We start from the raw sequence: 25,796 nt of genomic DNA, 5'->3' as shown, positions 1-25,796 counted from the left end.
GGGCCTTTTTCTTCCGGCGATTGCGGCCCCGCGCCGCAATCGCCATTTTGACTTGATGACAGGAGGCCCAGATGCGCGTCACCGAACTGCCCGAATACCAGTCCGAAGCCATGCTGCCCGCCACCGACTTCGCCGTGGTGGACCAGATGCTGCGCCATGAGGCGGACGAACACGGGCTGGACCTGCACGAAGGCCATGGCCGCTCGACATGGTGCGAAACCCAGATGGGCGAATTCGGCGCCAAGAAGCGCGGCGACGACGTGCTGATCTTTGCCCGCGCGCATCGGGCCGAGTGGCTGTTTTCGCTGCAGGAAACCATCGTCTATCATCTGGCCGAGATCCTGCCGGACAAGGCCCGCGCCATGCGCTGGTCGTCCTTGGCCGATGCGGGCAAGATCCCGCCCTATTTCAGCTTTGCCCGCGTCGGACAGGCGCAGCGCATCGCGCAGGATTTCATCCGCCTGCGCCTGCACGCACCCAACCTTGCGCGGCTGGCGACCGAGGATTCGATCCATTTCCGTCTGGTTCTGCCCCCCGAGGGCGATTCCACGCCCGAATGGCCGCGCATTGCCGAAAATGGCCAGACCGTCTGGCCCTCGGGGGCGAAGGCGCTGCACCGCCCGGCCTATACCGTGCGCCATATCGACCTTGAGGCGGGCTGGCTGGATACCGACATCTTTGTCCATGACGGCGGGCGCGTGACGGAATGGGCGCGCGCCAATCCCGAAGGTCGCCGGATCGGCCTGTCCGGTCCGGGCGGCGGCGGCATTCCCGCAGCCGCGCAGCTGATTCTGGCAGGCGATGAAACCGCCTATCCCGCCCTTGCCCGGATGATGCAGCTTCGGCCCGATGCGACGGGGCAGGTCTATCTGCTGGGAACGCGCGACGATTATCCGCTGCCGCCGCATGCCGGGCTGCAGGTGATTCACCTGCCCAAGGACGAGGCGCAGCTTGGCCGGATCCTTGCCGAAAAGCCCCCCACAGCCGAGACTTACCTGTGGATGGCGTCGGAAAAGACGAAAATCACCGCCTTGCGCAAGCTGATCCTCAACGAATTGGGGCATGACAAGGCGCGCACTCATCTTGCGGGCTATTGGACGGCCTGACGCGTCCAATAATGCCCCTGCTATAGTTGACAATTTTACCCCGACGTTCGATACCCGGCGCGTAAACCCGCAGCCAGGCGGTGGTCGAGCCCTTTTCCGGCCCCGTGCAAGCCCGAGGCGGACAGACACATGTCGAAGACACGAAGGACCACCATGAGCCACATGTCGCTGCCGCGCCTCCGCGCGGGGACCGCCCTTACGCTTGCCTGCCTGATGCTTGCCGCGCCTGCCCTTGCGCAAGAAACCCAGCCGCAGACGCAGACGGAAATCCCGGCTCCGGCAGCGCCTGCGACCCCTGCTCAGGATCCCGCGACGACCCCGGCAGCGCCCACCCCCGCAGCGCCCGAGGCGATCACGCCCGCCGAGCCTGCGCCCGCCCAGCCTGCGCCCGCCGAGCCTGCGACCCCTGCACCCGCGACGCCCGAAGCTGCGACGCCCGCACCCGCTGCCGATCCCGCACCCGCCGCTGAACCCGCAGCAACCGCCCCGGCAGATCCCGCAGCCGCCCCTGCCGCGACGGATGCCCCCGCTGCCACCACACCTGACGCGCCCGCCGTCAGCCTGCCCGCGACGGCAGCGCCCGAAACCGCGACGCCTGAAACCGCAACATCCGAAACCTCTGCGCCCGGAACCCCGGAGCCCGAGCCCAGCATGCTGCAGAACATCCTTGCGCCTCTTGCACCGCAGGAACGCGACCCGAACCTGCCGCATGACCTGTCGCCCATGGGCATGTTCTGGGCCGCCGACTGGGTGGTCAAGGGCGTGATGCTGGGGCTGATCTTTGCCTCGATCGTGACATGGACCGTGCTGGTCGCCAAACTGCTGGAGCTGGGCAATGCACAGCGCCGCGTCGCCAATGGCATCCGCCGCATCGAAAACGCGGGCAGCCTGCCTGCCGCCCTGTCCTCGATCGGCAATCGCCGCGATCCCGTGTCGCGCATGATCCGCACCGCCGCCAGCGAATACGACCGCTCGGCCCCGGCGCTGGCCGTGGCAGGCGACAGCGGCCTGAAAGAGCGCGTCGACAGCCATCTGGACCGGATCGAGGCCAGCGCCAGCCGCACCATGGGTCGCGGGACCGGCGTTCTGGCCACCATCGGCTCGACCGCGCCTTTCGTGGGTCTGTTCGGCACGGTCTGGGGCATCATGAACAGCTTCATCGGCATTTCCGAAAGCCAGACCACGAACCTTGCCGTCGTGGCCCCCGGCATCGCCGAGGCGCTGCTGGCCACCGCCATCGGTCTGGTCGCGGCCATTCCCGCCGTCGTCATCTATAACGTCTTTGCCCGCGCCATCACCGGCTACAGGCTGCGCCTTGCCAATGCCTCGGCCGGGGTGCGCCGTCTTGTCAGCCGCGATCTGGACTTTCGCGGCACCCGTTCGGAGGTCTGATCCATGGCCGGAGGTATCCGCGAGGGCGGCGGCGACGACCTGCCCGAAAACCACGAAATCAACGTCACGCCCTTTATCGACGTGATGCTGGTGCTGCTGATCATCTTCATGGTGGCGGCACCGCTGGCAACGGTGGACGTGAATGTGGATCTGCCGGTCTCGAACGCGGTGCCGGCGCAGCGTCCCGATCAGCCGGTCTATATCACCGTCAAGCCCGACCTGACGCTGGCGCTTGGCAATGACGACATCGCGCCGGGGGCGCTGGCGGCGACGCTGGCGCAGGCCACCAACAACGACCGCGAACAGCGCATCTTCCTGCGCGCCGACAAGGCCGTGACCTATGGCGACCTGATGGGCGTGATGAACACCCTGCGCGAGACGGGCTATCTGAAGATCGCGCTGGTCGGTCTGGAAGCGGCATCGAATGGCGGCATCGCGCCGACCGTGGGCACGCAGCCCGCAACGGCGCCTGCTGCCCCCGCCGCAGCCCCCGCCCCCGCCACGCCTGCCACAGGAGCACCCGCACCATGAGCGAAGGCCGGTTCAACGTCATGCGCGACAGCGCGCTTTGGGGATCGGCCGCCGTGCTGGTCCTGACCGCCCATCTGGGCGGCGCGCTGTGGATCCTGCACCGGGCCGAGGCGGCGACGCCGCCGGGCATCCCCGATCCGGTCTTCGTCGAACTGGCCCCGATGCCGGAAGCTGCGGCGCCTCCGACCGAAGAGGAAATTCCGGAACTGGAAGAAACCGAGCCAGAGCCCCAGCCGGAACCCGAACCGGAACCCGAGCCCGAGCCCGAACCCACGCCGGATTTCGCCATGGCCGAGCCCCTGCCCGAGCTTGAGCCAATGCCGGACATGAATTCGCTGTTCCCGCCGCCGCCCGACGCGGTGGTGCTGCAAAAATCGGTGCGCCCGCAGCAGCGCCCGGAACGTCCCAAGGAACCGGAACCCGAGGTGGCGCAGCGCGAACCCGAACCCAAGCGCGAAGAACGCCGCGAACGCGCGCCGGAACGTCAGGAATCCCAACAGGCCCGCACGCAGGTCCGCGCGCCGCAGGCCAACCGCTCGGCGGCCCCGCAGGCCGATGCCGGGGCCGCGTCCCCGCGTCAGATCGCAAGCTGGCAGTCGCGCGTGCAGTCGGCTGTGGCGCGCCATATGGGCCGCACGCGGCTGAACGGGCGGGGCGACAGCATCCGCGTCACGGTGGTGTTCACGATCACGCCCAGCGGCGCGGTATCGGGCGCCCGGCTGGCCGGATCGACCGGCGATCCGCGCATGGATGCGGCGATCAGCCGTCAGGCCGCGCGCCTGCCCAAGATGCCCGCGCCACCGACCGGGCAATCGACCTCGATGACGCTGCCGGTGCTGATCAACGGCTGATCGGCTGCACCCCCAGCACGGGCGCAAGGCCACGGATCACCCCGGCCAGCGCCCGCGCATCCGTGCCCGCCTCGGCCTTGGCCCGCCAGACCACCGCCAGATCGCGCGACGGCGCAGGCGCGGCAAAGGGCACGATCCGCAGGCGTCCGTCGCGGTTTTCCTCGGGCAGCGCCAGTTCCGGGATCAGCGTCATCCCCATGCCACTGGCGACCATCCGCATCAGCGTGGCCATCGAGGCCGCTTCAAGGTTCAGCTTGCGCCGGGCGCTGCGCAAGCCGCAGACCTCCAGCGCCTGATCGCGCAGACAATGCCCTTCGGCCAGCAGCAGCAGACGTTCGACCGCAAGGCTTTCGGGACGCGCGGGGCCGGACAGATATGTCGTGTCATCGCCGGACATGGCGATCAGAAAGGCATCGCGCAGCACGGGTTCGGCCTCGATCCCCGCCATGCCGGTGGGCAGGGCCATCAGCCCGGCATCGAAGCGATGCGCGGCGACGCCCGCCAGCAGATCGTCGGTCACGACCTCATGCAGTTCCAGATCCAGCGCCGGATGCGCCTCGCGCAGCGCAGGCACCAGATGCGGGATCAGATAAGGCGCGACGGTCGGGATGATCGCCAGCCGCAGCCGCCCCGACAAGGGTTCGCGCCCGGCGCGGGCCATGGCCTCCAGCCGCTGCGCATTGTCCATCAGTTCCTGCGCGGCGGGCAGCAGGCGTTCGCCCAAGGCGGTCAGCCGCACCGGACCGCTGCCCGCGCCGCGTTCAAACAGCGCGCCCCCCAGCCGGCCTTCAAGCTGGGCGATCTGGCTGGACAGGCCGGGTTGCGAGACATGGCTGGCCTCGGCGGCGCGGCCAAAGTTGCGCAGCCGGGCGACGGCAAGGAAATAGGCGATCTGGCGCAGGGTGAAGCTCATAACCCATGGTTATCAACTTCGCCCGCCATGAAAAGCGGATTACGGCAAAAGCGCGGCGGTCTGGCGCATCATATCGTGCCAGACGCCATAGCTGGCGGTGCGGTATTCGGCGTTGTCGACGTAATCGCGCATCCGGGCAAGGATCAGGCCGTCGGACTTGGGTTCAACCCGCAGATCGCGGTCAAGGCCGGGATCACGCGCCACGACCACCAGCCCCGGCTGCCGGCGACTGGCCTGAGCCAAAGCCTGTTGCAGCCGACGCAACTCGGTCAGCGGCGGCAGCGGCTGATCCTTGTAGAACTTGTAGACAAAGATCCGGTTGCCATTGCGCAGCCTGCGGCGGAACTTGTCATAAAGATGCGCGAACTTGCCCGCGTCATCGGCATAAAGCGCATCCGGATCGCGGTCCTGCGGCAGGCTTTCCCAGCCCGCAGCGCCCTCGCGAAAGCGGAAGGCGCAGTGAAACCCCAGCCCGGTGCCGCGGTCGCGCACCATGTCCGGGGCGGCGGGCTCAAGGTTCTCGCGCAGATAGATGCGTTCGGGCGGATGGCGCACAAGGTCGATCAGCGCCGGAAAGGGCGTCACCGCCCATCGCAAAAGCTGGCTGTCTTCGTTGCCGCATTTGCGCAGGGCAAAGCCGAATTCGCAATTCTCGCCCAGACTTTCAAACCGGCGCGAGATCTGCTTCAGCGCGGGATCGTCAACGGGAACCATCCCCTGCCGGTCCACGGGGCGCTTGCGCGCTTTATCCACGCCGTGCCACCAGCAGCTTGTCGATGCGGCGGCCGTCCAGATCGACGACTTCGATGCGCCAGCCATGCCATTCGACGACATCGCCCACCTGCGGGATCGCGCCCGCCAGATCCAGCACCAGCCCGGCCACGGTGGAAAAGTCGCGGTCCTCGTCCAGCGACACGCCCAGCCGGTCGGCGAATTCGTCGGCAGGCATCCAGCCCGCCACCAGCATCGAGCCGTCATCGCGTTCGACCAGCTTCGGTTCGTCGTCGTCAAGGCCCGAGAATTCGCCGGTGATCGCCTCAAGCACATCCATCGGCGTCACCACGCCCTCGAAATGGCCGTATTCGTCATAGACCAGCAGCATCTGCCCCGGCGAGGCGCGCAGGCGCGTGATGACCTCGGGGGCGTCCAGCGTTTCGGGGATGATCGGCGCGGTCTTCATCAGCGCGCGCAGATCGAAGCTCGCGGCATCGACCGCGATCAGATCGGCGCTGGCGACCACGCCCACCATGTTGTTTTCCTCGCCATCGCTGACCGGCAGGCGGGTGCGGTGGCCTTCCTGAAACTTCTGCGCGACCATGGCATAGCTGTCGGACAGATCCACCGCGATGATGTCGCGGCGCGGCGTCATCAGCCCGCGCGCGCTGCGGTCGGCGATGCGCATGACGCCCGCGATCATCTCGGTCTCGGCGCGGTGCATGACGCCCGCCGTCTCGGCCTCGGCGATGACCAGCCGGATCTCCTCATCCGAGATGCCGCGATTGTCGCTGCCGGTCTGGCCCAGAAGCGACAGCACCAGCTTGCCCGACCGATCCAGCAGCCAGACCAGCGGCGCGGCAATGCGCGAGATGGTGCGCATCAGCGGCGCCACCCGCGCAGCCATCGTTTCCGGCGCGCGCAGGGCGATCTGCTTGGGCACAAGCTCGCCAAAGATCAGCGACATATAGGTGATGGCCACGACCACGCCCCCCATGCCCAAGGGCTGCGCCATGGTGGCGGGCACGCCCCAGCCGGGCAGCGCATCGGCCAGACGCTGGCCCAGCGTCGCGCCGGAAAATGCGCCCGACAGCACGCCGACCAGCGTGATGCCGATCTGCACCGAACTGAGGAAGCGGCCCGGATCCTCGGCCAGCTTCAGCGCGGTTTCGGCGCCGTGGCTGCCTCGCTCGGCCAGCACTTTCAGCCGGGCCGGACGGGCCGAGACGATGGCCAACTCGGACATGGCCAACAGGCCATTGATCAGAGTCAGAAGGATCACGATCAGGATTTCAAGCCACATGGAGGGGGTTCAGGTCCGATTGGGGTTTGCGCGTCGCATCAGTCGAACACGCGTGCGAAAAGGAAGAAGACGCCCTTGATCAGGGCATAGACGACACCGGCGACGATGAACAGCGACCCGATGCCAAGGGCAAAGCCGATGCCGACCCACAACCCGTCACGCTCCAGCAGGCCCAGCATCATCAGGCTGATGGCCAGCGCGGGCAGCATGTTGCCCAAGGGCACGGGCAGCAGGATGATGATCGACAGCAGAAAGCAGAAGCTGCCGACGATGCGTTCGGCGTTCCAGCTGACCAAAGCGGGCAGACGCGGGCGCAGCAGCTTTTCCAGACGCGCCAGCAGCGGGGCGATGCGCTGGACCATCGCGGCGAAATCGCTGCGCGCAAAGCTGCGCCCGGCAATGACCGGCGGCAACCACGGCCTGCGGCCCAGCATCAGTTGAAAGGTCAGATAGACCATGGGCAGGCCCAGAATCGCCGAAAGCCCCGGCGGGCCGGGGACGACATTCGGGGCGGCAAAGATCAGGATCAGCGCGGCCAGCGCCTGCCCCGGCATCAGCAGCAGCAGATCGGCAATGGCGATCCTGTCGCGCGAGGGGTCATCGGCAAGCTGTCTGAGGCGACGCGACAGGCGCGTCCGCGCTTGACGGCGGGGTCTGCCGGGCTCCGGCTGGGGTTCATCCCCGATGGGGATGACGGGGTCGACCTTGCCCGGCTCGCATCGTCGCGGTGGCTCGGGCTTGTCGGAACTGTCGTCGATCATCAGCGGTCGGCGGCTTTTTCCGGTTTCCATATGGGCCGCATACTAACAGCCCCGCGCAGAAGGACAACCATTCTTGACGGATGACCTTGCGGATCGCGGCTTTCCCGCCACCCTGCGGCGGGGCTGCCCGGCGAGGGACAAGGCATTGCCGGGCGCCCATGCCATCCGCCCATGCCATCAATCGCGGCTGAAAATCCCCGGTGCCATGCGCGGTGCGGCGGCCAGAAACTGCGGCGATGCCTTGACATGGCCGCCAAGGGCCGCTGCCGCGTGCCAAGGCCAGCGCGGATCATAAAGCACGGTGCGGGCAAGGGCGATCATGTCGGCCTCACCCGTGGCCACGATCGCCTCGGCCTGCTGCGGCTCGGTGATCAGCCCGACCGTGACCACCGGCATCGCCACCGCCTGCTTGATCGCGCGGGCCAGAGGCACCTGATAGCTGGGCCCGACGGGGATCTGCTGATGGCGGTCCAGCCCGCCGCTGGAGACGTGGATGGCATCGCAGCCCAGCCCCTCAAGCGCGCGGGCAAAGGCGATGTTGCCCTCGACATCCCAGCCGCCCTCGGCCCAGTCGGTGCCAGAGACGCGGATGGTCAGCGGATAGCCCGCAGGCAAGGCGGCCCGGACGGCGGCGAAGACCTCAAGCGGGAAGCGCATGCGGTTTTCCAGACTGCCGCCATAGTCGTCGCGGCGGGTGTTCGACAAGGGCGACAGGAACTGGTGCAGCAGATAGCCATGCGCGGCGTGCAACTGGATCGCGTCGATGCCCAACCGCACCGCACGTTCTGCCGAGGCGACAAAGGCGTCGCGCACCCGGTCCATGCCCGCACGGTCCAGCGCCACCGGCGCATTGTCCCCTTCGGCAAAAGGCAGGTCCGAGGCCGAGACCGTCTGCCAGCCGTTCTGCGCATCGGGCGGGATCTGCTTGCCGCCCTGCCACGGTTTCTGGCACGAGGCCTTGCGCCCGGCATGGGCAAGCTGGATCGCGATCGGCATGTCGGACCATGCGCGCAGGGCCTTCAGGACGCGCGCCATCGCGGCCTCGGTCGCGTCGTCATAAAGCCCGACATCGCCATAGGTGATGCGGCCCAGCGGTTCGACCGCCGTGGCCTCGATGGTCAGGATCGCCGCGCCCGATTGCGACAGCGCCCCCAGATGCATCAGATGCCAGTCGGTCATCTGCCCGTCTTCGGCGGAATACTGGCACATGGGTGCGATGACGATGCGGTTGGCAAGGGTCGCGCCGCCGATCTGGATCGGCTGGAAAAGCTTGGGTTGGGACATCTGGTCCTCCGGCTGTGTGGGTTAACAGGTAGGGGACAAAACGCGGGCTGCAAGCCTGCAAGGCGGCTTCTGCGACGGAATGACGGCCCTGCCGCGCCGGTTCTTCACTTTTCGCCAGCCTTCGCCTAATAGGGCAGCCAATCCCATAAAGGAAAAGCCATGGCCAGCGCCAATCTCAACATCATGATCAAGGCCGCGCGCAAGGCGGGCCGCAGCCTCGTCAAGGACTTCCGCGAGGTGGAAAACCTTCAGGTCTCGGTCAAGGGCGCAGGCGATTTCGTCAGCCGCGCCGACCGCGAGGCCGAACGCATCATCAAGGAAGACCTGCGCGGCGCCCGCCCGAACTATGGCTGGATCGGCGAGGAAACCGGCGCGGAAGCGGGCGAAGACCCCACCCGCCGCTGGATCGTCGACCCGCTGGACGGCACGACCAACTTCCTGCACGGCCTGCCGCATTGGGCCGTCAGCATCGCGCTGGAGCACAAGGGCGAAATCGTCGCCGCCGTGGTCTATGACGCGGCCAAGGACGAAATGTTCACCGCCGAAAAGGGCGATGGCGCGTTTCTGAACGACCGCCGCATCCGGGTTTCGGGGCGCAGGCAGATGATCGAATCGATCTTTGCGACCGGCGTGCCCTTTGCAGGCCGTGGCACGCTGCCCGCCACCATCCGCGACCTGTCGCGCCTGATGCCGGTGACGGCGGGCGTGCGGCGCTGGGGCGCTGCGGCGCTGGATCTGGCCTATGTCGCCTGCGGCCGCTTCGACGGCTATTGGGAACGCGGCATCCATTCATGGGACGTGGCGGCGGGCATCCTGCTGGTCAAGGAAGCCGGCGGCTTCGTCGAGCCGATCCGCTCCGAGGAAAGCGTCATCGAATCCGGCAATATCGTTGCCTCCAACGCACAGCTATTCGAGGGCTTCGCCGAAATCATCCGCAGCCGCGATTAAGCGCGGTTGACGTTTCGGCTGGCCGGGCGCATGGCTTCCATACCAAGCGCAGGCCAGCCATGACCCAGACCGACCAGACCGGGGCATTGCCCCAACCCGCGATCCAGCAGCCTGCGGTTCCCCCGACTGACGCGCGCGGCCCCGATCAGGTCGGCCGCGCCACGCTGATGATCTGCACCGCCGCCTTCATCTTCGCGGCGCAGGACGGCATCTCGCGGCATCTGGGGGCCACCTATTCGCCGATCTTCATCACCATGGTGCGGTATTGGTTCTTCACGCTGTTCGTCATGGCCATCGTCATGCGCCAGCCGGGCGGGCTGCGCGCGGCCACCCGCAGCAAGCGGCCATGGACGCAGGTGGCGCGTGGCATCATCCTTGCGCTGGAGATCGTCGTCACCATCGAGGCCTTCGTGCGGCTGGGCCTGATCAACACCCACGCGATCTTTGCCTGCTATCCGCTGATCATCTCGGTCCTGTCCGGGCCGATCCTTGGCGAAAAGGTGGGCTGGCGGCGCTGGGTGGCGGTCGGCGTGGGCTTTTGCGGCATCCTGATCGTGCTGAAACCGGGCAGCGGGGTGTTTTCCTCGCAGGCGCTGCTGCCGTTCCTTGGGGCTGTGATGTTCGCGGTCTATGGGCTGATGACGCGGCTGGTGGCGCGGGACGATACGGCGATCGTCAGCTTCTTCTGGACCTCGGTCGTGGGCGCGATCACCATGACCATCATCGGCATCAACAGCTGGGAGCCCATCGCCAGAAGGGACATCCCGTGGCTGCTGGTTTTGTGCCTGTGCGCGGCCATCGCGCATTTCCTGCTGATCAAGGCCTATGAGCTGGCCGAGGCATCTGCGCTGCAACCCTTCAGCTATACCCAGCTGGTCTGGGTCAGCATCTTCGGTGTGGTGATCTTTGGCGAGACGCTGGCCCCGAACGTCGCCCTTGGCGGGCTGATCGTCGTGGGCGCGGGACTGTTCACCTGGTGGCGGTCGCGTCAGCGCGCGAAGCAGATCCAGGGCTGACCGCCGCCGGACTGACCACGGCAGGGCTGGGCACCGCGGGGTTGACCACCGCAGGGCTGACGACGACAGCGCCGGCCGCGCCCGTCGCTGCGGCGCTGGCTTCCTCGATCAACAAAGCCGGGCGGATGATCTCGGCCAGCACGCCGCCCGCGGCCATTGCGGCCAAGGCGCGCTGCGACATGGGCGGGCGCGGCGAAAAGGCCAGCCGGATCGGCGGTTGCGGCGGGATGGGCATCATGCCGCCCCCCGTCAGATCATAGGTCGGCACCAGCGGCGCGGGATGGCCCATGATGCGCGCGCGATAGATCGGCAGCGCCTCGGTCACGCGCATGACATAGTTGCGGGTTTCGTCAAAGGGGATCATCTCGACCCATTCGACCGGATCGGCGCCCCGGCGCAGATCGCCGAAATCGCCCAGCCAGCGCGCCGGACGCCCCGGCCCGGCATTATAGCCCGATGAGACCAGCGCAATCGACGGCCCGAACCTGTCACGCAGCCCCTGCAGATAGGCCGCGCCCAGCCGCGCGTTATAGGCGGGATCGCGGGTCATGCGGCGCTGCTCGAAAGGCTCGCCCAGCTTGCGGGCCATGGCGCGGCCGGTGTCGGGCATGACCTGCATCAGCCCCAGCGCCCCCACGGGCGAGGCGACGGTGTGGTTGAATTCGCTTTCGCGCCGGGCAATCGACATCACCAGTTCCGGCGGCAGGCCCAGCGGCTTCGTCTCAAGCCCGGTCAGCGGGAAATAGGCCGCCGGATAGACCACGCCCTTGGCCGCCGCCGCCTTGGCCAGCCGCAGGGCGTGCCACGGGCGGTGCACCTCCAGCATCAGGCGGGACATGCGGCCGATATCCTCGGGCGGGGCGGTTTCGGCCAGATGCAGAAAGAACCGCGCCGCCTGATCGGCATCGCCCGCCGCCAGCAGCCAGACGCCCGCCTGCCAGACCGGGTTCAGCCGCAGGTCGCTGCCGCGCCAGTCGGGCAGCGTGTCGATCCCGCGGCCCGGATGCGCCAGTTCGGGCTGCATGGTCTGGCCCAGATGCTCTGCCGCCAACTGGCCGTAATAGGCGGTCTGCCACCCCGCCGCCTGCCGATACTGCGCCAGCGCCTGATCGCTTTGCCCCGCCGCATCATAGCTGCGCGCCATCCAGTAATGCGCGCGTGAGCGGGAAATCGGGCTGACCGTCCGCGCTTCCAGCCGCGAAAAATGCTGCACCGCCCGGTCGGTCGCGCCCTGTTTCAACGCGGCGAACCCGGCCAGCCATTCCAGTTCAATGAAATCGTCGCTGCCCTCGGGGGTGAAATGGCCGGCCGCGAAGCGTTCCGCCAGCGGCCAGTCGCCCGCCCGCATCGACGCGCGGGAATAGTCGGCGCGCAGGCTGGCCCATGCTTCGGGATCGCGCAACGCCTCGGCGCTGGTGGATCGCTCCAGCATCAGATCGCGCGCCAGATCGCCCATCTTGGCGCGCACGCGCCAGCGGAAACGGTCCAGCGCCAGCCCGGCATCGGCGCGGTCCTGATCGGGCAGCGCAAGGATCAGCGCATCAACCCCGGCGGCCCCGCCTTGCGTCGCGATCCGCGCCTTGCCCAAAGCCTGCGCCGCAGGCGAGGCCAAGGGCAGCACCGCCTGCGCTGCCTCGGTCTGGCGCTGGTCCAGCATGGCGGCCAGCCTTGCGTCATGCAGACCGACAAGCTGTGGGCCATGCGCCGACACAAAGACCTGCGTTTCCGCAGCGGTCAGGGGATGGCTGGTCCAGAAACGGGCGATTTCCGCCTGCGCCTCCTCGGGGTCCAGCTTCGACAGCGCGGTGATCAGCGATTGCGCGCCGTTCAGCGTGTCGGGCTGCCGGTCCCCGAACCATGCGACGATCTGCCCGGGCGGCAGGTCGGGGTTCAACGTCGCATCGCCCCGGCGATACAGCAGCGCCATGCCGGGCCAGTCGCGATGCGCCAGCGCAAAGGCGGCGTAATCGGGGAAACTGCCCTGCCCCGCGCGCAGCCGCTGCCACTGGATCAGATCCTGCGCGATGGGGCCTGACTGCGCCGCCTGCGCCTGCGCGCCAACCCAGTCGCGCCGCGCGGACAGATCCAGCGCCCGGGCCAGCGCCCCGGCATCCTCGGCCATGGCCGGTTTCAGGCCAAAGGCCAGCAAAAGGGCCGTGACGGTCCCGAAAATCCTGTCGCGCAAAGGATACATCATGGCTTCATTTCTGCGGGGAAGCGGGCGCGCGCGCAACTCACATCCTTGGCAAGCGGGTCCTCGGCATGTAAGGGCGGGTCTGAACCCAACTTCAGGATACTGTCATGTTCAAAGGCTCTTTGCCCGCGCTGGTCACGCCATTCACCCCCAAAGGGGATGTGGACATCCCTGCGCTGAAGAAGCTGGTCGAGTGGCATATCGCAGAAGGCAGCCACGGCCTTGTGCCGGTCGGCACCACAGGCGAAAGCCCCACGCTCAGCCATGACGAACACCGTCAGGTCGTCGAGGAAGTCATCGCCACCGTCGCAGGCCGCGTGCCGGTCATCGCGGGCGCAGGCTCGAATTCCACGCATGAGGGCATCGGGCTGGTCCAGCACGCGCAGGCGGCGGGGGCGGATGCGGCGCTGGTCGTGACGCCCTATTACAACAAGCCGACGCAGGCCGGTCTGATCGCGCATTTCCGCGCGCTGCACGATGCCAGCGATCTGCCGATCATCATCTATAACATCCCCGGCCGCTCGGTCGTGGACATGTCGCCCGAAACCATGGGCGAGCTGGCAAAGCTGCCCCGCATCATCGGCGTCAAGGATGCGACCGGCAAGCTGGAGCGGGTCAGCCAGCAGCGCATCACCTGCGGCGCGGATTTCGTGCAGCTTTCGGGCGAGGACGCGACCGCGCTTGGCTTCAATGCGCATGGTGGCGTCGGCTGCATCTCGGTCACGGCCAATGTCGCGCCGCGCCTGTGCGCCCAGTTCCAGGAAGCCACGCTGGCGGGCGACTATGCCCGCGCGCTGGAATATCAGGATCTGCTGATGCCGCTGCATGTCGCGATCTTCCTTGAGCCGGGCGTGGCGGGGGCGAAATACGCGCTGTCGCGTCTGGGCCTGTGCGGCGAAGACGTGCGCCTGCCGCTGGTAGGGCTGACCGATGGCACCAAGCGCCAGATCGACGCGGCGCTGAGCCATGCCGGGCTGGTCTGAGGCCGGGCAGCACAGCACGGCACAAAAACCGAAAGCGCGGCCCCGGTGGCCGCGCTTTGTCATTATCGCTCGGCGAAGGTCGCCCAGTCCTTGTCCTTGGCGGGCGGCGGAATATCCTGCTTGCGCCATGTCAGGTGCATGTTCGCCTTGGCGATCAGGTTGCCGGTGACGGGCGCGGTCAGGAACAGAAAGATCGTGATCAGCAATTCGTGCCAGCTGACGCCCATCCCCTGCGAGGGAAACCAGATCAGCGACGCGATCAGCACCGAGCCCACGCCCAGCGTCGCGGCCTTGGTCGGCGCGTGCAGCCGCGTCATCGGATCGGGCAGCTTGATCAGCCCATAGGACCCGACAAGCCCGAAAAACCCGCCCAGCACCAGCAGGACCGCAACCAGAATTTCGCCAATCATCGCCATCATCCCCACCCCCTATTCGATGATATCGCCGCGCAGCACGAATTTCGCGTAAGCCACGGTCGAGATGAAGCCCAGCATGGCAAACAGCAGCGAGGCCTCGAAATAGATGCCGGTGCCCCGGTCGATGCCAAAGATCGTCAGCAGCGCGATGACATTGATGGTCAGCGTGTCCAGCGCCAGCACCCGGTCGCCCATGCCGGGCGCGCGCACGACGCGATACAGGCAGAACAGCATGGCCAGCCCGAAGCAGCCATAGGCAAAGGCAAGCGCATAAGCGATCATGCGAAGATCTCCTTCAGGCGGGCCTCATAGCGGGTCTTGATTTCATCCAGCACGGCGGCCGGATCGGGGGCGTGCAGGCAATGGATCAGCAAGGCGCGCCCGTCCTCGGAGATGTCGCAGGTCAGCGTGCCGGGGGTCAGGGTGATGGTGGCGGCCAGCGCGGTGATCGCCTCGGGCTGGCGCAGGTCCAGCGGGACGGTGACCCATGCGGGCTTCAGGTCGCTGCGCGGCGTGAACAGCACGATCCGCGCGACGGCGAAATTCGCCTTGACGATATCGGCCAGCACGATGGCCAGATAGCCGGGGATGCGGTGCGGTGCCTTGATGCGCGCGGTATTCGGCCAGTAAGGCGCGATCAGCCACGGCAGGGCCACGCCGATCATGATGGCAAAGACCAGCGATCCCACCGCCCAGCGGTTCACCAGCAGCATCCAGACCAGCGCCAGCGTCACCGACAGATAGGGATGGGGAAACAGGCGTCGCATCATTTCGTCCCCTCCTGACCTTGCAGCACCGCCGACAGATAGCCCGCCGGGTCGTGCAGTTGCGCCGCCGTCGCCTCGGCGAACTGCATCGCGGGTCCGGCAAAGACCGTCAGCGCCACCAGCCCGGCCAGCAGCGCCCAGACCGCCACGAAGGCCAGCGTCGGCGATGCGGCATCGCCCAGATCCTGGATCTGCTCATGCGTTTCCAGCTTGGTCGGGATGCGCGCCCAAAGCGGCGCGCCATTGGCGGGGATCACCGCCTTGACCGGCCCGGTCTCATAGGCCTTCCAGAAGACCAGCGAGCCTGCCCGGGCATAGCCGTAAATGGCGATCAGCGATGTCACCAGCACCGCGCCCCAGATCACCACCGCCCCCGGCGCGGCGCGGGTCGCGTCCAGCACCAGCAGCTTGCCGACAAAGCCCGACAGCGGCGGCATCCCGGCCATGGCGATGGTCGAGGCAAAGAACAGCGCCGCGATCATTGCATTGCCCGGCATGATCCCGTCGGCGCGCAGCCACAGGTCACCGCGCCGCGCGCCGATCATGTCCACGACCAGAAACAGCGCCGCACCCGCCAGCGTCGAATGCACCATGTAATACAGCGCCGCACTGGTGGCCTGCGGCGTGAACTGCGCCACCGCGATCATCAGCATCCCCACCGAGGCGATGGCCGCATAGGCCGCCATCCGCCCCAGATTGCGCGTGCCCATCACGCCCAGTTGCCCCAGCACCAGCGTGAACAGCGCGGCGGGCAGCAGCAGATCCATCACCACGCTTTCGATGACGGTATCCTGCGGAAAGACCAGCGTGAAAAAGCGGATGATCGCATAGACCCCCACCTTGGTCATGATGGCAAACAGCGCCGCCACCGGCCCCGGCGCATTGGCATAGGTCGAGGGCAGCCAGAAATGCAGCGGCACCAGCGAGGCCTTGATGGCAAAGACCAGCATCAGCATGACGGCGCCGGTGCGCAGCAGCGCGGTATCCCCCTCGGGCATCGCGGCCACCCGCGCGGCCATGTCGGCCATGTTCAGCGTGCCGGTGACCGAATACAGCACCCCAAGCGCCGCAAGGAACAGGATCGAGCCGGCAAGGTTGAAGGCGATGTATTGCACGCCCGCGCGCAGCCGCATCTCGCCGCCGCCATGGGTCATCAGGCCATAGCTGGCGATCAGCAGGATCTCGAAGAACACGAACAGGTTGAAGGCGTCCCCTGTCAGGAACGCGCCGCAGACGCCCATCAGCTGGAACTGCCACAGCGCGTGGAAGTGCCAGCCCTTGCGATCCCAGCCCGAGCCAAAGGCGTAAAGCTGCACCGCCAGCGCCATGACCGAGGTCAGCACCAGCATCAGCCCCGCCAGCCGGTCCAGCATCAGCACGATGCCGAAGGGCGCGGCCCAGTTGCCAAGGCGATAGACCAGCACATCGCCGGAACTGGCCAGCCATGCCAGATACAGCGACACGCCCAGCAGCAGCATGGTCCCGGCAATCGAAAACACGCGCTGCAACAGCAGGTCAGACCGCATCCACAGGATGATCAGCGCACCGATGACGGCGGGCAGGATGACCGGGGCGATGATGATATGGTTCATGCGCGGCCTCCTGCGTCGTCGTCGTCGTCAGATGCGGCTTCGTGCTTTTGCGGAAGCTCGCGGTCCGCGCGGGGCATGTCCACGCGGTCGTCTCCGCCCTCCAGAAAGGCGCCAAGCGCCATCATCACCGTCACCGCCGTCATGCCGAAGCTGATGACGATGGCCGTCAGCACCAGCGCCTGCGGCAGCGGATCGGTATAGCTGGTCACGCCGTCGCGCAGGATCGGCGGCTGATTGACCACCAGCCGCCCGGTCGAGAACAGGAACAGGTTGATCGCATAGCTCAGCATCGTCGTGCCCAGCACGACGGCAAAGCTGCGGCGGCGCAGGATCAGATAGATGCCTGCTGCGGTCATCATGCCGATGGCACTGGAAAGAAGCAGCTCCATCAGCGGTCTCCTGCGGTTGCGGTCTGGCTGGGATCGACATCCATCGGCTGGTCATTGACCGTGCCGCCCGCCGCGCGGGCAATGCGTGACAGCGAGTTCAACGCCAGCATCACCGCGCCCAGCACGCACAGGAACACGCCCAGATCAAAGCCCATGGCGGTGGCCAGCTCGAACTCTTCAAGCCCCGGCAGCTTCACATAGCCAAAGGCCGAGGTCAGGAACGGCAGCCCGTTGAACCATGCGCCGATGCCGGTGATCCCCGCCGCCATGACGCCCGCGCCGATCAGCGCGTGATAGGGAACGTGGTTGCGTTCCATCGCCCAGGCATAGCCCGAGGCCATGTATTGCGACACCAGCGCGATCGACACGACCAGACCGGCGACGAAGCCGCCGCCCGGCATGTTGTGGCCGCGCAGGAACATGTAGATGCCCACGACCAGCGACATCGGCAGGATCAGCCGCGTCACCACCACCAGCATCAGCGGGTGGCGCGCGCCCGCGCGGCGCATGTCATATTGCCAGCTCGCCAGCCGCTGCGCACTGGCCCCGGTCATCAGCGTTTCGGTCAGCGCAAAGATGGTCAGCGCCGCGATGCCCAGCACGGTGATTTCGCCAAAGGTGTCATAGCCACGGAAATCCACCAGAATGACGTTCACCACATTGTCGCCGCCGCCCAGCTTGTAGCTGTTGGCCAGCATGTATTCCGAGATCGGCGCGAAATCGAAGCCGCCGCGCATCACGACATAGGCCAGCGCCCCGAAGCCAAGCCCGACCAGCGCCGCCACGAAGGCATGAAAGCCGCGTCTGGTCTCGCTGGCTTCGACCCGCGTCTGCTTGGGCAGGAAGTTCAGCGCCAGCAGCAGCAGAACGACCGTCACCACCTCGACCGAGATCTGCGTCAGCGCCAGATCCGGCGCCGAGAGATACAGAAACGACCCCGAGACGATGACGCCGATGATGCCCACCAGCACCAGCGCCAGAAAGCGGTTGCGATGGAACCGGACCATGCAGCCCGTCGCGACCATCAGCAGCACCCAGCCCACGAACGGCACCGGCTCGACCGGCAGCATGTCGCGGCGCGGACCGGCATAGTTGCCGGTGGAAAACGCCCATGTGCTGCACAGCAGCACGGTCAGCGCAAAGCCGGTGAACGCCCGCGCCATCGAGCCGTTGGTGAAGCGGTCGGTGACAAAGCGCGCCGCCCGCACCGATCCCTGCGCTGCGCGGTCGAACATCCGCTTGGCATTCGGGCGCGGCAGCGCCAGCACCGCCGCCAGCAGCGGGCGATGCAGCGCCAGCAGCACGGCACCACCCAGCACCGCGATCACCGACAGGATCAGCGCCAGATTCACCCCGTGCCACAAGGCGAAATGCGGATGCGGCGCGGTGCCGGTGACGGCTGCGGCCGAGACCTCGACCAGCCAGCCAGCCATCAGATTGGGCATCAGCCCGATCAGCACCACCAGCACCACCAAGACGGCGGGCGGCAGCCACAGGCCGGGATTGGGGTCATGCGGATGCGCCGGATAGTCGTGGCGCTGGGGTCCCAGAAACACATGCCACACGAAGCGCAGCGAATAGCAGACCGACAGCAGCGCCCCCAGCGTCGCCAGCACGAAGATCAGGCTGCCATTGCCCGCCCATGTCGCCTGCGTGGCCTGATCCAGCATCATTTCCTTGGTCAGGAAGCCGTTCAGCGGCGGGATCCCGGCCATGGACAGCGCGGCGATGGTGCCGATGGCAAAGGTCACGGGCATCAGCCGCCGCAAGCCGCCCAGCCGCGCGATGGACCTTGTCCCGGCCTCATGATCGACGATGCCTGCGGTCATGAACAGCGCCGCCTTGAAGGTCGCGTGGTTGACGATATGAAACATCGCGGCGACCGCAGCACCTTCGGTGCCGAAGCCCAGCAGCATGGTGATCAGACCCAGATGCGAGACGGTCGAAAACGCCAGCAGCGATTTCAGATCGTCGCGGAAAATGGCGATCCACGCGCCCAGCACCATCGTGACCAGCCCCGTGGTCGCAACGATATAGAACCATTCCGGCGTGCCGGACAGCACCGGCCACAGCCGCGCCATCAGGAAGATCCCCGCCTTCACCATGGTCGCCGAATGCAGATAGGCCGAGACCGGCGTCGGCGCGGCCATGGCATGAGGCAGCCAGAAATGGAACGGGAACTGCGCCGATTTGGTGAAGGCGCCGATCAGGATCAGCAGCAGCGCGGGCAGGTAAAGCGGGCTGGCCTTGATCGCATCGCCCGCCGCCAGAATGTCGCCGATCTGATAGCTTCCGGCGATATTGCCAAGGATCAGCATCCCCCCGATCATCGCCAGACCGCCCATCCCGGTCACGGTCAGCGCCATGCGCGCGCCCTGCCGCCCTTCGGGCAGGTGCTTCCAAAAGCCGATCAGCAGGAAGGACGACAACGAGGTCAGCTCCCAGAAGATCAGCAGAAGCAGGATATTGTCCGACAGCACGATCCCCATCATCGCGCCCTGAAACAGCATCAGATAGGTATAGAACACGCCCACAGGCTCGCGCCGGCCCAGATAGAAGCGGGCATAGCCGATGATCAGAAGTCCGATCCCAAGGATCAGGATGCCGAACAGCAGGCCCAGCCCGTCGATGCGGAAGCTGGCATTCAGCCCAAGCTGGGGCAGCCACTGGAAGCTGGCGGTAATCACCTCGCCCGCCATCACGGCGGGAATGTGCAGGCAAAGCCCCAACAGGGCGATGGCGGTCGCGGTCGCGCAGCATGTCGCCGCAACATCGCGTCCCGAGCGGATCAACAGGGCCGGAAGCAAGGCTCCGATGAACGGTAGGGCGGCAATGAGTGCTGGCGACATGTCCCCTCCTTCTTGTCGCCCCCTATGTCCTTGACCGGGCGACCGGATGTCAACCCGAAGTCGCACAAGTCTCTGGCCGATGTTCCCTTTTCGTGCTAATCATTGCCGAAAAATTGGGGCAGGCATGAAGATCATCGGGATCGACCCGGGACTGCGCAACATGGGCTGGGGCATCGTCGTGACCGACGGTCCGCGCCTGCGGCATGTGGCAAATGGCATCATTCACTCGGCCGGGGACGAACTTGGCCCGCGCCTTGCCACGCTGTATCGCGGCCTGTGCGCCGTGATCGCCGAACACCGCCCCGAGGCGGCGGCTGTCGAACAGACCTTTGTCAACAAGGACGCGGTCGGCACGCTGAAACTGGGGCAGGCGCGCGGCATCGCGCTGCTGTCGGCTGCCGAAGCGGGGCTGCCCATCGGCGAATATGCCCCGAATGCCGTCAAGAAAACCGTGGTCGGCGTCGGCCATGCCGCCAAGGAACAGGTGCAGCACATGGTGCGCTTTCTGCTGCCGGGGGCCGAGTTTCGCGGCGCGGATGCTGCGGATGCGCTGGCCATCGCCATCTGCCACGCCCATCACCTGCAAGGCCGTTCATTGAAAATTAAGGCTCAAGCGTGAAGGTGCGGGCATGATCGGACGTATCGCAGGCATCATTCTGCACCGGGCACAGGACCATGTGCTGATCGACGTGCGCGGCGTGGGCTATATCGTCCACGTCAGCGAACGCACCGCCGCCGGGCTGCCCCCCGTGGGTCAGGCGACGGCGCTTTATACCGAATTGCTGGTGCGCGAAGACCTGTTGCAGTTGTTCGGCTTTCCCACGCTTCTGGAAAAGGAATGGCACCGGCTGCTGACCTCGGTTCAGGGGGTGGGCGCGAAGGTCGCGCAGGCAATTCTGGGAACGCTTGGCCCGGACGGGCTGTCGCGGGCGCTGGCGCTTGGCGACTGGTCGGCCCTGCGCAAGGCGCCGGGCGTCGGCCCGAAACTGGCGCAGCGCATCGCGATGGAGCTGAAGGACAAGGCCCCCGCCGTCATGGCGCTGGGGGGCGCGCTGACCGTCGATCCGGGCCCGCTGCCCAGCCCTGACGCAGAGGTGATCGACGCGCCCACGACCCGAAAACCTGCCACTGCCGCACCCAGCGCCGCCGCTGCCACGGCAGATGCGCTGTCTGCCTTGGGTAATCTGGGCTATGCTCCGTCCGAGGCCGCAAGCGCCGTCGCTCAGGCCGCCAGCGCGGAACCCGGGGCGGCAACCGCGGCTTTGATCCGCGCAGCCCTGCGGCTGTTGGCCCCAAAGGAGTAACGATTGATGACCGGAAACATGCGCACCTTCATCCTGATGGCTGCCCTGACCGCTTTGGTCATGGGGATGGGCGGGCTGATCGGGGGCACAAGCGGCGCGATCATCGCGCTGGTCGTGGCTGGCGCGGGCAATATCTGGGCGTGGTGGAACAGCGACAAGGCCATGCTGCGCCAGCAGGGCGCGCATGAGGTGACGCGCGCGCAGGCGCCGGAACTGGTGGATATGGTCGCCGCGCTGGCGCAGCGCGCGAACCTGCCCATGCCCAAGGTCTATGTGCTGGAAACCGAACAACCCAACGCTTTCGCCACCGGGCGCGACCCGGAAAACGCCGCCGTCGCGGTGACGCAGGGCATCATGCGCGTGCTGTCGCGCGACGAACTGGCGGGCGTCATTGCGCATGAGCTGGCCCATATCAAGCATCGCGACACGCTGATCATGACGGTGACGGCGACCATGGCGGGGGCCATCGCCATGCTGGGCAACATGATGATGTTTTCCGCGATGTTCGGCGGGCGGGACAATCGCGGCGGCGCGCTGGCCTCGATCCTTGCGATGGTCTTTGCGCCCATCGCGGCGGGTCTGGTGCAGATGGCGATCTCGCGGTCGCGCGAATACGAGGCTGACCGGATCGGCGCGGAAATCTGCGGCAAGCCCATGGCGCTTGCGGGCGCGCTGGCCAAGATCTCGCGCGCGGCGGGTCAGGTGGTGAACATCCCGGCCGAGCGCAATCCGGCGGCGGCCTCGATGTATATCGTCAACCCGCTGCACGCCATGCGCATGGACCGGCTGTTTGCCACCCACCCCGCGACCGAGGATCGCATCGCCCGGCTGCAAGCCATGGCGGGCGGCGCGCAACGCACCGCGCCCTGGGGCTGAGGCATGATCCAGCCCGACCCGATGCTGCGCCCCGATCCGCAGGACGGCGATACCGAGGACCGCGCCCTGCGTCCGCAGATGCTGGCCGATTTCGTCGGTCAGGCCGAGGCGCGCGCCAATCTGCGGGTCTTCATCGAAAGCGCCCGGATGCGCGGCAAGGCGATGGATCACACGCTGTTCCATGGCCCTCCGGGTCTGGGCAAGACGACGCTGGCGCAGATCATGGCGCGCGAACTGGGCGTGAACTTCAAGATGACCTCGGGGCCGGTGCTGGCGCGCGCGGGCGATCTTGCGGCGATCCTGACCAATCTGGAAGCCCGCGACGTGCTGTTCATCGACGAGATCCACCGCATGAACCCGGCGGTCGAGGAAGTGCTTTACCCGGCGATGGAGGATTTCGAGCTGGATCTGGTGATCGGCGAAGGCCCCGCCGCGCGCACCGTCCGGATCGAATTGCAGCCCTTCACGCTGGTCGGCGCCACGACGCGGCTGGGGCTTCTGACCACGCCGCTGCGCGACCGCTTTGGCATTCCGACGCGGCTGCAATTCTATACCATCGACGAGCTGGACCTGATCGTGTCGCGCGGGGCGCGGCTGATGGGCATTCCCAGCGAAGCCGAGGGCACGCGCGAGATCGCCAAACGCGCGCGCGGCACGCCCCGCATCGCCGGTCGCCTGCTGCGTCGGGTCATCGACTTTGCGCTGGTCGAAGGCGATGGCCGCCTGACCCGCGCCATTGCCGACAGCGCGCTGACCCGGCTGGGCGTCGATCATATCGGGCTGGACAGCGCCGACCGGCGCTATCTGACGCTGATGGCCGAACATTACGGCGGCGGCCCGGTGGGTGTGGAAACGCTGTCCGCCGCCCTGTCGGAAAGCCGCGACGCGATCGAGGAAGTGATCGAGCCGTTCCTGATGCAGCAGGGGCTGGTGGCGCGCACGCCGCGCGGCCGGATGCTGGCGCGGCTGGGCTGGCGTCATCTGGGGCTGGACGCGCCAAAAACCCCGCAAGAAAGCCTGTTCGACGACTAAGGCCGTTCAGAACTGCCGTGATGTCGGCCTAGCCCTTGGCGGCCAGCACGCGGTCTTCCTGCGCGATGAAATGCTCCATCATCGCCCGCCATAGCGATTCTGCCAGATCGGCATCGAAGCCCGCCTCGGTCGCAAGACGGCGGGCGTTCAGCGCCACCTCCTCGACCCGGCTGTCGATGCGGGCGGGCAGACCTTCGCGCAGCTTGATCCGCGCCGCCTCATCGATCAGGGCCGAGCGTTCGGCCAGAAGGGCGATCAGCCGCGCATCCATCGCATCGATGCGGGCGCGCAGATCATGCATGGCGGAATCGGGCGAAAGTTCGGGATATCGGGTCATGACAGCGGTTTAAGGCCGATCCGCAGACATGGCAACGGGCGGATAGTTGCCGTTATGCCGCATCCTATCGGCAATTTTCCGCCTAACATGGAACCTCATGGCGGGAATCGTCGTTTTCCTGTCATCTGAAGCGGATGAGAGCCGCTCCGTTCTCGAAAGGGGTAAGGAAGATGAAAGCAGCAAGTTTCGTGATCAATGTCGGTTTTGGCCTTGGCCTGGCGCTTGGTGCGGTGGCCTTGCTGGTGTTCTGAACCAAGGCCCCGGCCGAATGAAAAAGCCCCCGGTCCTGCGACCGGGGGCTTTGTCGTTTCGATGCGCCAGATCGGTGCGCCAGACCTCAGCCTTGCGGCTGGGGTGCGGCATCCGCCGGCGCGGCATTGGTGCCCGCGCGCGGGATCGAGGTCACCGACGGGATGGACGAGCCCGGCGTGGAATCGTCCCCGCCCAGCGGTTCATTGCGGATGACCTTGCCGATATCCTCGCCGGTCAGCGTTTCGTATTCCAGCAGGCCCTTGGCCAGACGCTCGAATTCCTCGGTCTTTTCGGTCAGGATGCGATAGGCGTCCTGATAGCCCTGTTCGATCAGGTCGCGCACTTCCTGTTCGATCAGCTCCTTGGTCGCCGCCGAAACCGAGAAGCCGCCGGTATTGCCCGAATAGCCCTCATGCGCTTCGGCATAGTCGATATTGCCGACCTTGTCCGACATGCCCCAGCGCATCACCATGGCGCGCGCTAATTGGCTGGCCTGCTGGATGTCGCCGGCAGGACCATTCGAGACGCCCTCTTCGCCGTATTTGATGATCTCGGCCGCCTTGCCCGCCATGGTCATGGTCAGCTTCTGCTTGGCCTCATCCTTGTGGAAATTCAGGCGGTCCATTTCCGGCAGGCTGACGACCATGCCCAAAGCGCCGCCGCGCGGGATGATGGTCGCCTTGTAGACCGGATCGCATTTCGGCAGCGACAGCCCGACGATGGCGTGCCCCGCCTCGTGATAGGCGGTCTTTTCCTTCTGCTCGGGGGTCAGGACCATACTGCGGCGCTCGACGCCCAGCATGACCTTGTCCTTGGCATTCTCGAAATCTTCCATGGTGACGAAGCGACGGCCCAGACGGGCGGCGGTCAGCGCCGCTTCGTTGACAAGGTTCATCAGATCCGCGCCCGAAAAACCGGGCGTGCCGCGTGCGATGATGCGCAGATCGACATCCGGGCCAACCGGAACCTTGCGCGAATGCACGGTCAGGATCTTTTCGCGGCCCTTGATGTCGGGATTCGGCACATAGATCTGGCGGTCAAAGCGGCCGGGGCGCAGCAGCGCCGGGTCCAGCACGTCCTTGCGGTTGGTGGCGGCGATGATGATGACGCCTTCATTGGCGTCAAAGCCGTCCATCTCGACCAGCAACTGGTTCAGGGTCTGTTCGCGTTCGTCATTGCCGCCGCCGATGCCGACACCGCGCGCGCGGCCCACGGCGTCGATCTCGTCGATAAAGACGATGCAGGGCGCGGATTTCTTGGCCTGCTCGAACATGTCGCGGACGCGCGAGGCACCGACGCCGACGAACATTTCCACGAAATCCGAACCCGAGATGGTGAAGAACGGCACGCCCGCCTCACCGGCGATGGCGCGGGCCAGAAGGGTTTTACCCGTGCCGGGCGGGCCGACCAGCAGCGCGCCTTTCGGGATCTTGCCGCCCAGACGGCTGAATTTCTGCGGGTTGCGCAGGAATTCGACGATCTCCTCAAGCTCTTCCTTGGCCTCGTCGATGCCGGCCACGTCGTCAAAGGTCACGCGGCCATGCTTTTCGGTCAGCAGTTTCGCGCGCGACTTGCCAAAGCCCATGGCCCCGCCTTTGCCGCCGCCCTGCATCCGGTTCATGAAGAAGATCCAGACGCCGATCAGCAGGATGAAGGGCAGCCAGACGCCCAGAAGCGACATGAAGCCCGATTGCTGCTGACGCTCGACCCGGACATCGACGCCCTTGGCGACCAGCATTCCGGCAATATCCTCGCCCATCGGGCGGACGGTCGAATATTTCTGGCCGTCCTTCGTGGTGATGCCGACATTTTCGCCGTCGATCGTGACGGCACCCACCTGTTCCTTATCCACCCGCTGGATGAAGTCGGAATAGCTGATCTGGCGGTTGTTCATCTGCGACGAGCCGTCGCTGAACAGGTTGAACAGCGCCAAAATCATCAGGAACAGCACCACCCAGAAGGCGATATTACGCGCGTTGCCCAAAC

25 protein-coding genes are annotated in these 25,796 nt (G+C 66.6%); 11 read left to right on the top strand and 14 right to left on the bottom strand.

What is annotated here, in order from left to right; genetic code table 11:
- The first annotated feature begins 71 nt into the window (after positions 1-71).
- The 4 genes from GL284_RS02415 (at position 72) to GL284_RS02400 (ending at position 3,880) form a co-directional block, all read left to right on the top strand.
- Positions 72-1,106, top strand: coding sequence for a siderophore-interacting protein (locus GL284_RS02415; RefSeq protein ID WP_155043064.1), 1,035 nt, complete (start codon positions 72-74; stop codon positions 1,104-1,106).
- A 153-nt stretch (positions 1,107-1,259) separates the two neighbouring features.
- A complete protein-coding gene (exbB, locus tag GL284_RS02410; protein WP_155043268.1) occupies positions 1,260-2,498 on the top strand; it encodes a tonB-system energizer ExbB in 1,239 nt (412 codons plus the stop codon).
- A gap of 3 nt (positions 2,499-2,501) precedes the next feature.
- Positions 2,502-3,029, top strand: a complete 528-nt coding sequence (exbD, locus tag GL284_RS02405) for a TonB system transport protein ExbD (RefSeq protein ID WP_155043063.1) — start codon at positions 2,502-2,504, stop codon at positions 3,027-3,029.
- Positions 3,026-3,880, top strand: a complete 855-nt coding sequence (locus tag GL284_RS02400; RefSeq protein WP_155043062.1) for a TonB family protein — start codon at positions 3,026-3,028, stop codon at positions 3,878-3,880. The genes exbD and GL284_RS02400 overlap by 4 nt, the downstream gene beginning before the upstream one ends.
- Here the strand turns inward: GL284_RS02400 and GL284_RS02395 are convergent.
- From GL284_RS02395 to GL284_RS02375, 5 genes are all read right to left on the bottom strand, one after another.
- Positions 3,870-4,793 (bottom strand): hydrogen peroxide-inducible genes activator, encoded by a 924-nt coding sequence (locus GL284_RS02395; RefSeq protein ID WP_155043061.1) that lies wholly within the window; start codon positions 4,791-4,793, stop codon positions 3,870-3,872. The two genes, GL284_RS02400 and GL284_RS02395, sit on opposite strands and share 11 nt — an antisense overlap.
- A gap of 39 nt (positions 4,794-4,832) precedes the next feature.
- Positions 4,833-5,546, bottom strand: a complete 714-nt coding sequence (locus tag GL284_RS02390) for a hypothetical protein (protein ID WP_155043060.1) — start codon at positions 5,544-5,546, stop codon at positions 4,833-4,835.
- Positions 5,539-6,810, bottom strand: coding sequence for a hemolysin family protein (locus GL284_RS02385; protein ID WP_155043059.1), 1,272 nt, complete (start codon positions 6,808-6,810; stop codon positions 5,539-5,541). The genes GL284_RS02390 and GL284_RS02385 overlap by 8 nt, the downstream gene beginning before the upstream one ends.
- A 38-nt stretch (positions 6,811-6,848) precedes the next feature.
- Positions 6,849-7,601 (bottom strand): exopolysaccharide biosynthesis protein, encoded by a 753-nt coding sequence (locus GL284_RS02380; RefSeq protein WP_230383120.1) that lies wholly within the window; start codon positions 7,599-7,601, stop codon positions 6,849-6,851.
- Between the two features lie 147 nt (positions 7,602-7,748).
- Positions 7,749-8,855: an NADH:flavin oxidoreductase/NADH oxidase gene (locus GL284_RS02375; protein ID WP_155043058.1), complete on the bottom strand. Its 1,107-nt coding sequence runs from the start codon at positions 8,853-8,855 to the stop codon at positions 7,749-7,751.
- A gap of 159 nt (positions 8,856-9,014) precedes the next feature.
- On the opposite strand from GL284_RS02375, the gene GL284_RS02370 reads away from it, so the two are divergent.
- Both GL284_RS02370 and GL284_RS02365 read left to right on the top strand, forming a co-directional pair.
- Entirely contained in the window at positions 9,015-9,803 is a 789-nt protein-coding gene (locus GL284_RS02370) for an inositol monophosphatase family protein (protein WP_155043057.1), read from the top strand.
- A 59-nt stretch (positions 9,804-9,862) separates the two neighbouring features.
- Complete coding sequence (locus GL284_RS02365; protein ID WP_155043056.1) at positions 9,863-10,819, top strand: DMT family transporter; 957 nt, start codon at positions 9,863-9,865, stop codon at positions 10,817-10,819.
- Here GL284_RS02365 and GL284_RS02355 read toward each other — a convergent pair.
- A complete protein-coding gene (locus tag GL284_RS02355) occupies positions 10,773-13,016 on the bottom strand; it encodes a lytic transglycosylase domain-containing protein (protein ID WP_230383493.1) in 2,244 nt (747 codons plus the stop codon). The two genes, GL284_RS02365 and GL284_RS02355, sit on opposite strands and share 47 nt — an antisense overlap.
- 104 nt (positions 13,017-13,120) lie before the next feature.
- On the opposite strand from GL284_RS02355, the gene dapA reads away from it, so the two are divergent.
- Positions 13,121-13,996, top strand: coding sequence for a 4-hydroxy-tetrahydrodipicolinate synthase (gene dapA, locus GL284_RS02350; protein ID WP_155043055.1), 876 nt, complete (start codon positions 13,121-13,123; stop codon positions 13,994-13,996).
- A gap of 62 nt (positions 13,997-14,058) precedes the next feature.
- Here the strand turns inward: dapA and GL284_RS02345 are convergent, their stop codons facing one another.
- Genes GL284_RS02345 through GL284_RS02320 form a run of 6 tightly spaced genes read right to left on the bottom strand, consistent with a single transcriptional unit; the run spans position 14,059 to position 20,009 of the window.
- A complete protein-coding gene (locus GL284_RS02345) occupies positions 14,059-14,406 on the bottom strand; it encodes a Na+/H+ antiporter subunit G (protein ID WP_155043266.1) in 348 nt (115 codons plus the stop codon).
- A gap of 18 nt (positions 14,407-14,424) precedes the next feature.
- Positions 14,425-14,694 carry a K+/H+ antiporter subunit F gene (locus GL284_RS02340; protein WP_155043054.1) on the bottom strand — a complete coding sequence of 90 codons (270 nt, stop codon included), beginning with the start codon at positions 14,692-14,694 and terminating at the stop codon, positions 14,425-14,427.
- Positions 14,691-15,182, bottom strand: a complete 492-nt coding sequence (locus tag GL284_RS02335; protein WP_155043053.1) for a Na+/H+ antiporter subunit E — start codon at positions 15,180-15,182, stop codon at positions 14,691-14,693. The genes GL284_RS02340 and GL284_RS02335 overlap by 4 nt, the downstream gene beginning before the upstream one ends.
- A complete protein-coding gene (locus tag GL284_RS02330) occupies positions 15,179-16,771 on the bottom strand; it encodes a monovalent cation/H+ antiporter subunit D (protein ID WP_155043052.1) in 1,593 nt (530 codons plus the stop codon). The genes GL284_RS02335 and GL284_RS02330 overlap by 4 nt, the downstream gene beginning before the upstream one ends.
- Positions 16,768-17,160: a Na+/H+ antiporter subunit C gene (locus GL284_RS02325; RefSeq protein ID WP_155043051.1), complete on the bottom strand. Its 393-nt coding sequence runs from the start codon at positions 17,158-17,160 to the stop codon at positions 16,768-16,770. The genes GL284_RS02330 and GL284_RS02325 overlap by 4 nt, the downstream gene beginning before the upstream one ends.
- Positions 17,160-20,009 carry a monovalent cation/H+ antiporter subunit A gene (locus tag GL284_RS02320; RefSeq protein ID WP_155043050.1) on the bottom strand — a complete coding sequence of 950 codons (2,850 nt, stop codon included), beginning with the start codon at positions 20,007-20,009 and terminating at the stop codon, positions 17,160-17,162. The genes GL284_RS02325 and GL284_RS02320 overlap by 1 nt, the downstream gene beginning before the upstream one ends.
- A gap of 124 nt (positions 20,010-20,133) precedes the next feature.
- On the opposite strand from GL284_RS02320, the gene ruvC reads away from it, so the two are divergent.
- From ruvC to ruvB, 4 genes are read left to right on the top strand one after another with little or no spacing between them, the layout of a single operon-like run.
- On the top strand, positions 20,134-20,628 hold the full coding sequence (gene ruvC / locus GL284_RS02315) for a crossover junction endodeoxyribonuclease RuvC (protein WP_155043049.1): 495 nt from the start codon (positions 20,134-20,136) through the stop codon (positions 20,626-20,628).
- A 10-nt stretch (positions 20,629-20,638) separates the two neighbouring features.
- Positions 20,639-21,313 carry a Holliday junction branch migration protein RuvA gene (gene ruvA / locus GL284_RS02310; RefSeq protein WP_155043048.1) on the top strand — a complete coding sequence of 225 codons (675 nt, stop codon included), beginning with the start codon at positions 20,639-20,641 and terminating at the stop codon, positions 21,311-21,313.
- 6 nt (positions 21,314-21,319) lie between these two features.
- Positions 21,320-22,189 carry a zinc metalloprotease HtpX gene (htpX, locus tag GL284_RS02305; RefSeq protein WP_155043047.1) on the top strand — a complete coding sequence of 290 codons (870 nt, stop codon included), beginning with the start codon at positions 21,320-21,322 and terminating at the stop codon, positions 22,187-22,189.
- Positions 22,190-22,192: 3 nt separating this feature from the next.
- Positions 22,193-23,221 carry a Holliday junction branch migration DNA helicase RuvB gene (gene ruvB / locus GL284_RS02300; protein WP_155043046.1) on the top strand — a complete coding sequence of 343 codons (1,029 nt, stop codon included), beginning with the start codon at positions 22,193-22,195 and terminating at the stop codon, positions 23,219-23,221.
- A gap of 28 nt (positions 23,222-23,249) precedes the next feature.
- Here ruvB and GL284_RS02295 read toward each other — a convergent pair whose 3' ends face one another.
- The gene (locus GL284_RS02295) at positions 23,250-23,558 is read right to left on the bottom strand and encodes a chorismate mutase (protein ID WP_155043045.1); all 309 of its coding nucleotides are present in this window, start codon (positions 23,556-23,558) and stop codon (positions 23,250-23,252) included.
- Positions 23,559-23,895: 337 nt separating this feature from the next.
- Positions 23,896-25,794: an ATP-dependent zinc metalloprotease FtsH gene (ftsH, locus tag GL284_RS02290; RefSeq protein WP_155043044.1), complete on the bottom strand. Its 1,899-nt coding sequence runs from the start codon at positions 25,792-25,794 to the stop codon at positions 23,896-23,898.
- Between the last annotated feature and the right edge of the window lie 2 nt (positions 25,795-25,796).

It is taken from the genome of Paracoccus shanxieyensis (assembly GCF_009711265.1).
GTDB lineage: Bacteria > Pseudomonadota > Alphaproteobacteria > Rhodobacterales > Rhodobacteraceae > Paracoccus > Paracoccus shanxieyensis.
The sequence above is the reverse complement of the archived record's forward strand: the minus strand, read 5'-3'. Positions and strand labels throughout refer to the sequence as shown.

Excerpts from the sequence above, each read along its gene's own strand:
- GL284_RS02415 (WP_155043064.1), top strand. The coding sequence starts at position 72 with ATGCGCGTCACCGAACTGCCCGAATACCAGTCCGAAGCCATGCTGCCC.
- exbB (WP_155043268.1), top strand. The coding sequence starts at position 1,260 with ATGAGCCACATGTCGCTGCCGCGCCTCCGCGCGGGGACCGCCCTTACG.
- exbD (WP_155043063.1), top strand. The coding sequence starts at position 2,502 with ATGGCCGGAGGTATCCGCGAGGGCGGCGGCGACGACCTGCCCGAAAAC.
- GL284_RS02400 (WP_155043062.1), top strand. The coding sequence starts at position 3,026 with ATGAGCGAAGGCCGGTTCAACGTCATGCGCGACAGCGCGCTTTGGGGA.
- GL284_RS02395 (WP_155043061.1), bottom strand. The coding sequence starts at position 4,793 with ATGAGCTTCACCCTGCGCCAGATCGCCTATTTCCTTGCCGTCGCCCGG.
- GL284_RS02385 (WP_155043059.1), bottom strand. The coding sequence starts at position 6,810 with ATGTGGCTTGAAATCCTGATCGTGATCCTTCTGACTCTGATCAATGGC.
- GL284_RS02380 (WP_230383120.1), bottom strand. The coding sequence starts at position 7,601 with ATGGAAACCGGAAAAAGCCGCCGACCGCTGATGATCGACGACAGTTCC.
- GL284_RS02375 (WP_155043058.1), bottom strand. The coding sequence starts at position 8,855 with ATGTCCCAACCCAAGCTTTTCCAGCCGATCCAGATCGGCGGCGCGACC.
- GL284_RS02370 (WP_155043057.1), top strand. The coding sequence starts at position 9,015 with ATGGCCAGCGCCAATCTCAACATCATGATCAAGGCCGCGCGCAAGGCG.
- GL284_RS02365 (WP_155043056.1), top strand. The coding sequence starts at position 9,863 with ATGACCCAGACCGACCAGACCGGGGCATTGCCCCAACCCGCGATCCAG.
- GL284_RS02355 (WP_230383493.1), bottom strand. The coding sequence starts at position 13,016 with ATGATGTATCCTTTGCGCGACAGGATTTTCGGGACCGTCACGGCCCTT.
- dapA (WP_155043055.1), top strand. The coding sequence starts at position 13,121 with ATGTTCAAAGGCTCTTTGCCCGCGCTGGTCACGCCATTCACCCCCAAA.
- GL284_RS02345 (WP_155043266.1), bottom strand. The coding sequence starts at position 14,406 with ATGATTGGCGAAATTCTGGTTGCGGTCCTGCTGGTGCTGGGCGGGTTT.
- GL284_RS02340 (WP_155043054.1), bottom strand. The coding sequence starts at position 14,694 with ATGATCGCTTATGCGCTTGCCTTTGCCTATGGCTGCTTCGGGCTGGCC.
- GL284_RS02335 (WP_155043053.1), bottom strand. The coding sequence starts at position 15,182 with ATGATGCGACGCCTGTTTCCCCATCCCTATCTGTCGGTGACGCTGGCG.
- GL284_RS02330 (WP_155043052.1), bottom strand. The coding sequence starts at position 16,771 with ATGAACCATATCATCATCGCCCCGGTCATCCTGCCCGCCGTCATCGGT.
- GL284_RS02325 (WP_155043051.1), bottom strand. The coding sequence starts at position 17,160 with ATGGAGCTGCTTCTTTCCAGTGCCATCGGCATGATGACCGCAGCAGGC.
- GL284_RS02320 (WP_155043050.1), bottom strand. The coding sequence starts at position 20,009 with ATGTCGCCAGCACTCATTGCCGCCCTACCGTTCATCGGAGCCTTGCTT.
- ruvC (WP_155043049.1), top strand. The coding sequence starts at position 20,134 with ATGAAGATCATCGGGATCGACCCGGGACTGCGCAACATGGGCTGGGGC.
- ruvA (WP_155043048.1), top strand. The coding sequence starts at position 20,639 with ATGATCGGACGTATCGCAGGCATCATTCTGCACCGGGCACAGGACCAT.
- htpX (WP_155043047.1), top strand. The coding sequence starts at position 21,320 with ATGACCGGAAACATGCGCACCTTCATCCTGATGGCTGCCCTGACCGCT.
- ruvB (WP_155043046.1), top strand. The coding sequence starts at position 22,193 with ATGATCCAGCCCGACCCGATGCTGCGCCCCGATCCGCAGGACGGCGAT.
- GL284_RS02295 (WP_155043045.1), bottom strand. The coding sequence starts at position 23,558 with ATGACCCGATATCCCGAACTTTCGCCCGATTCCGCCATGCATGATCTG.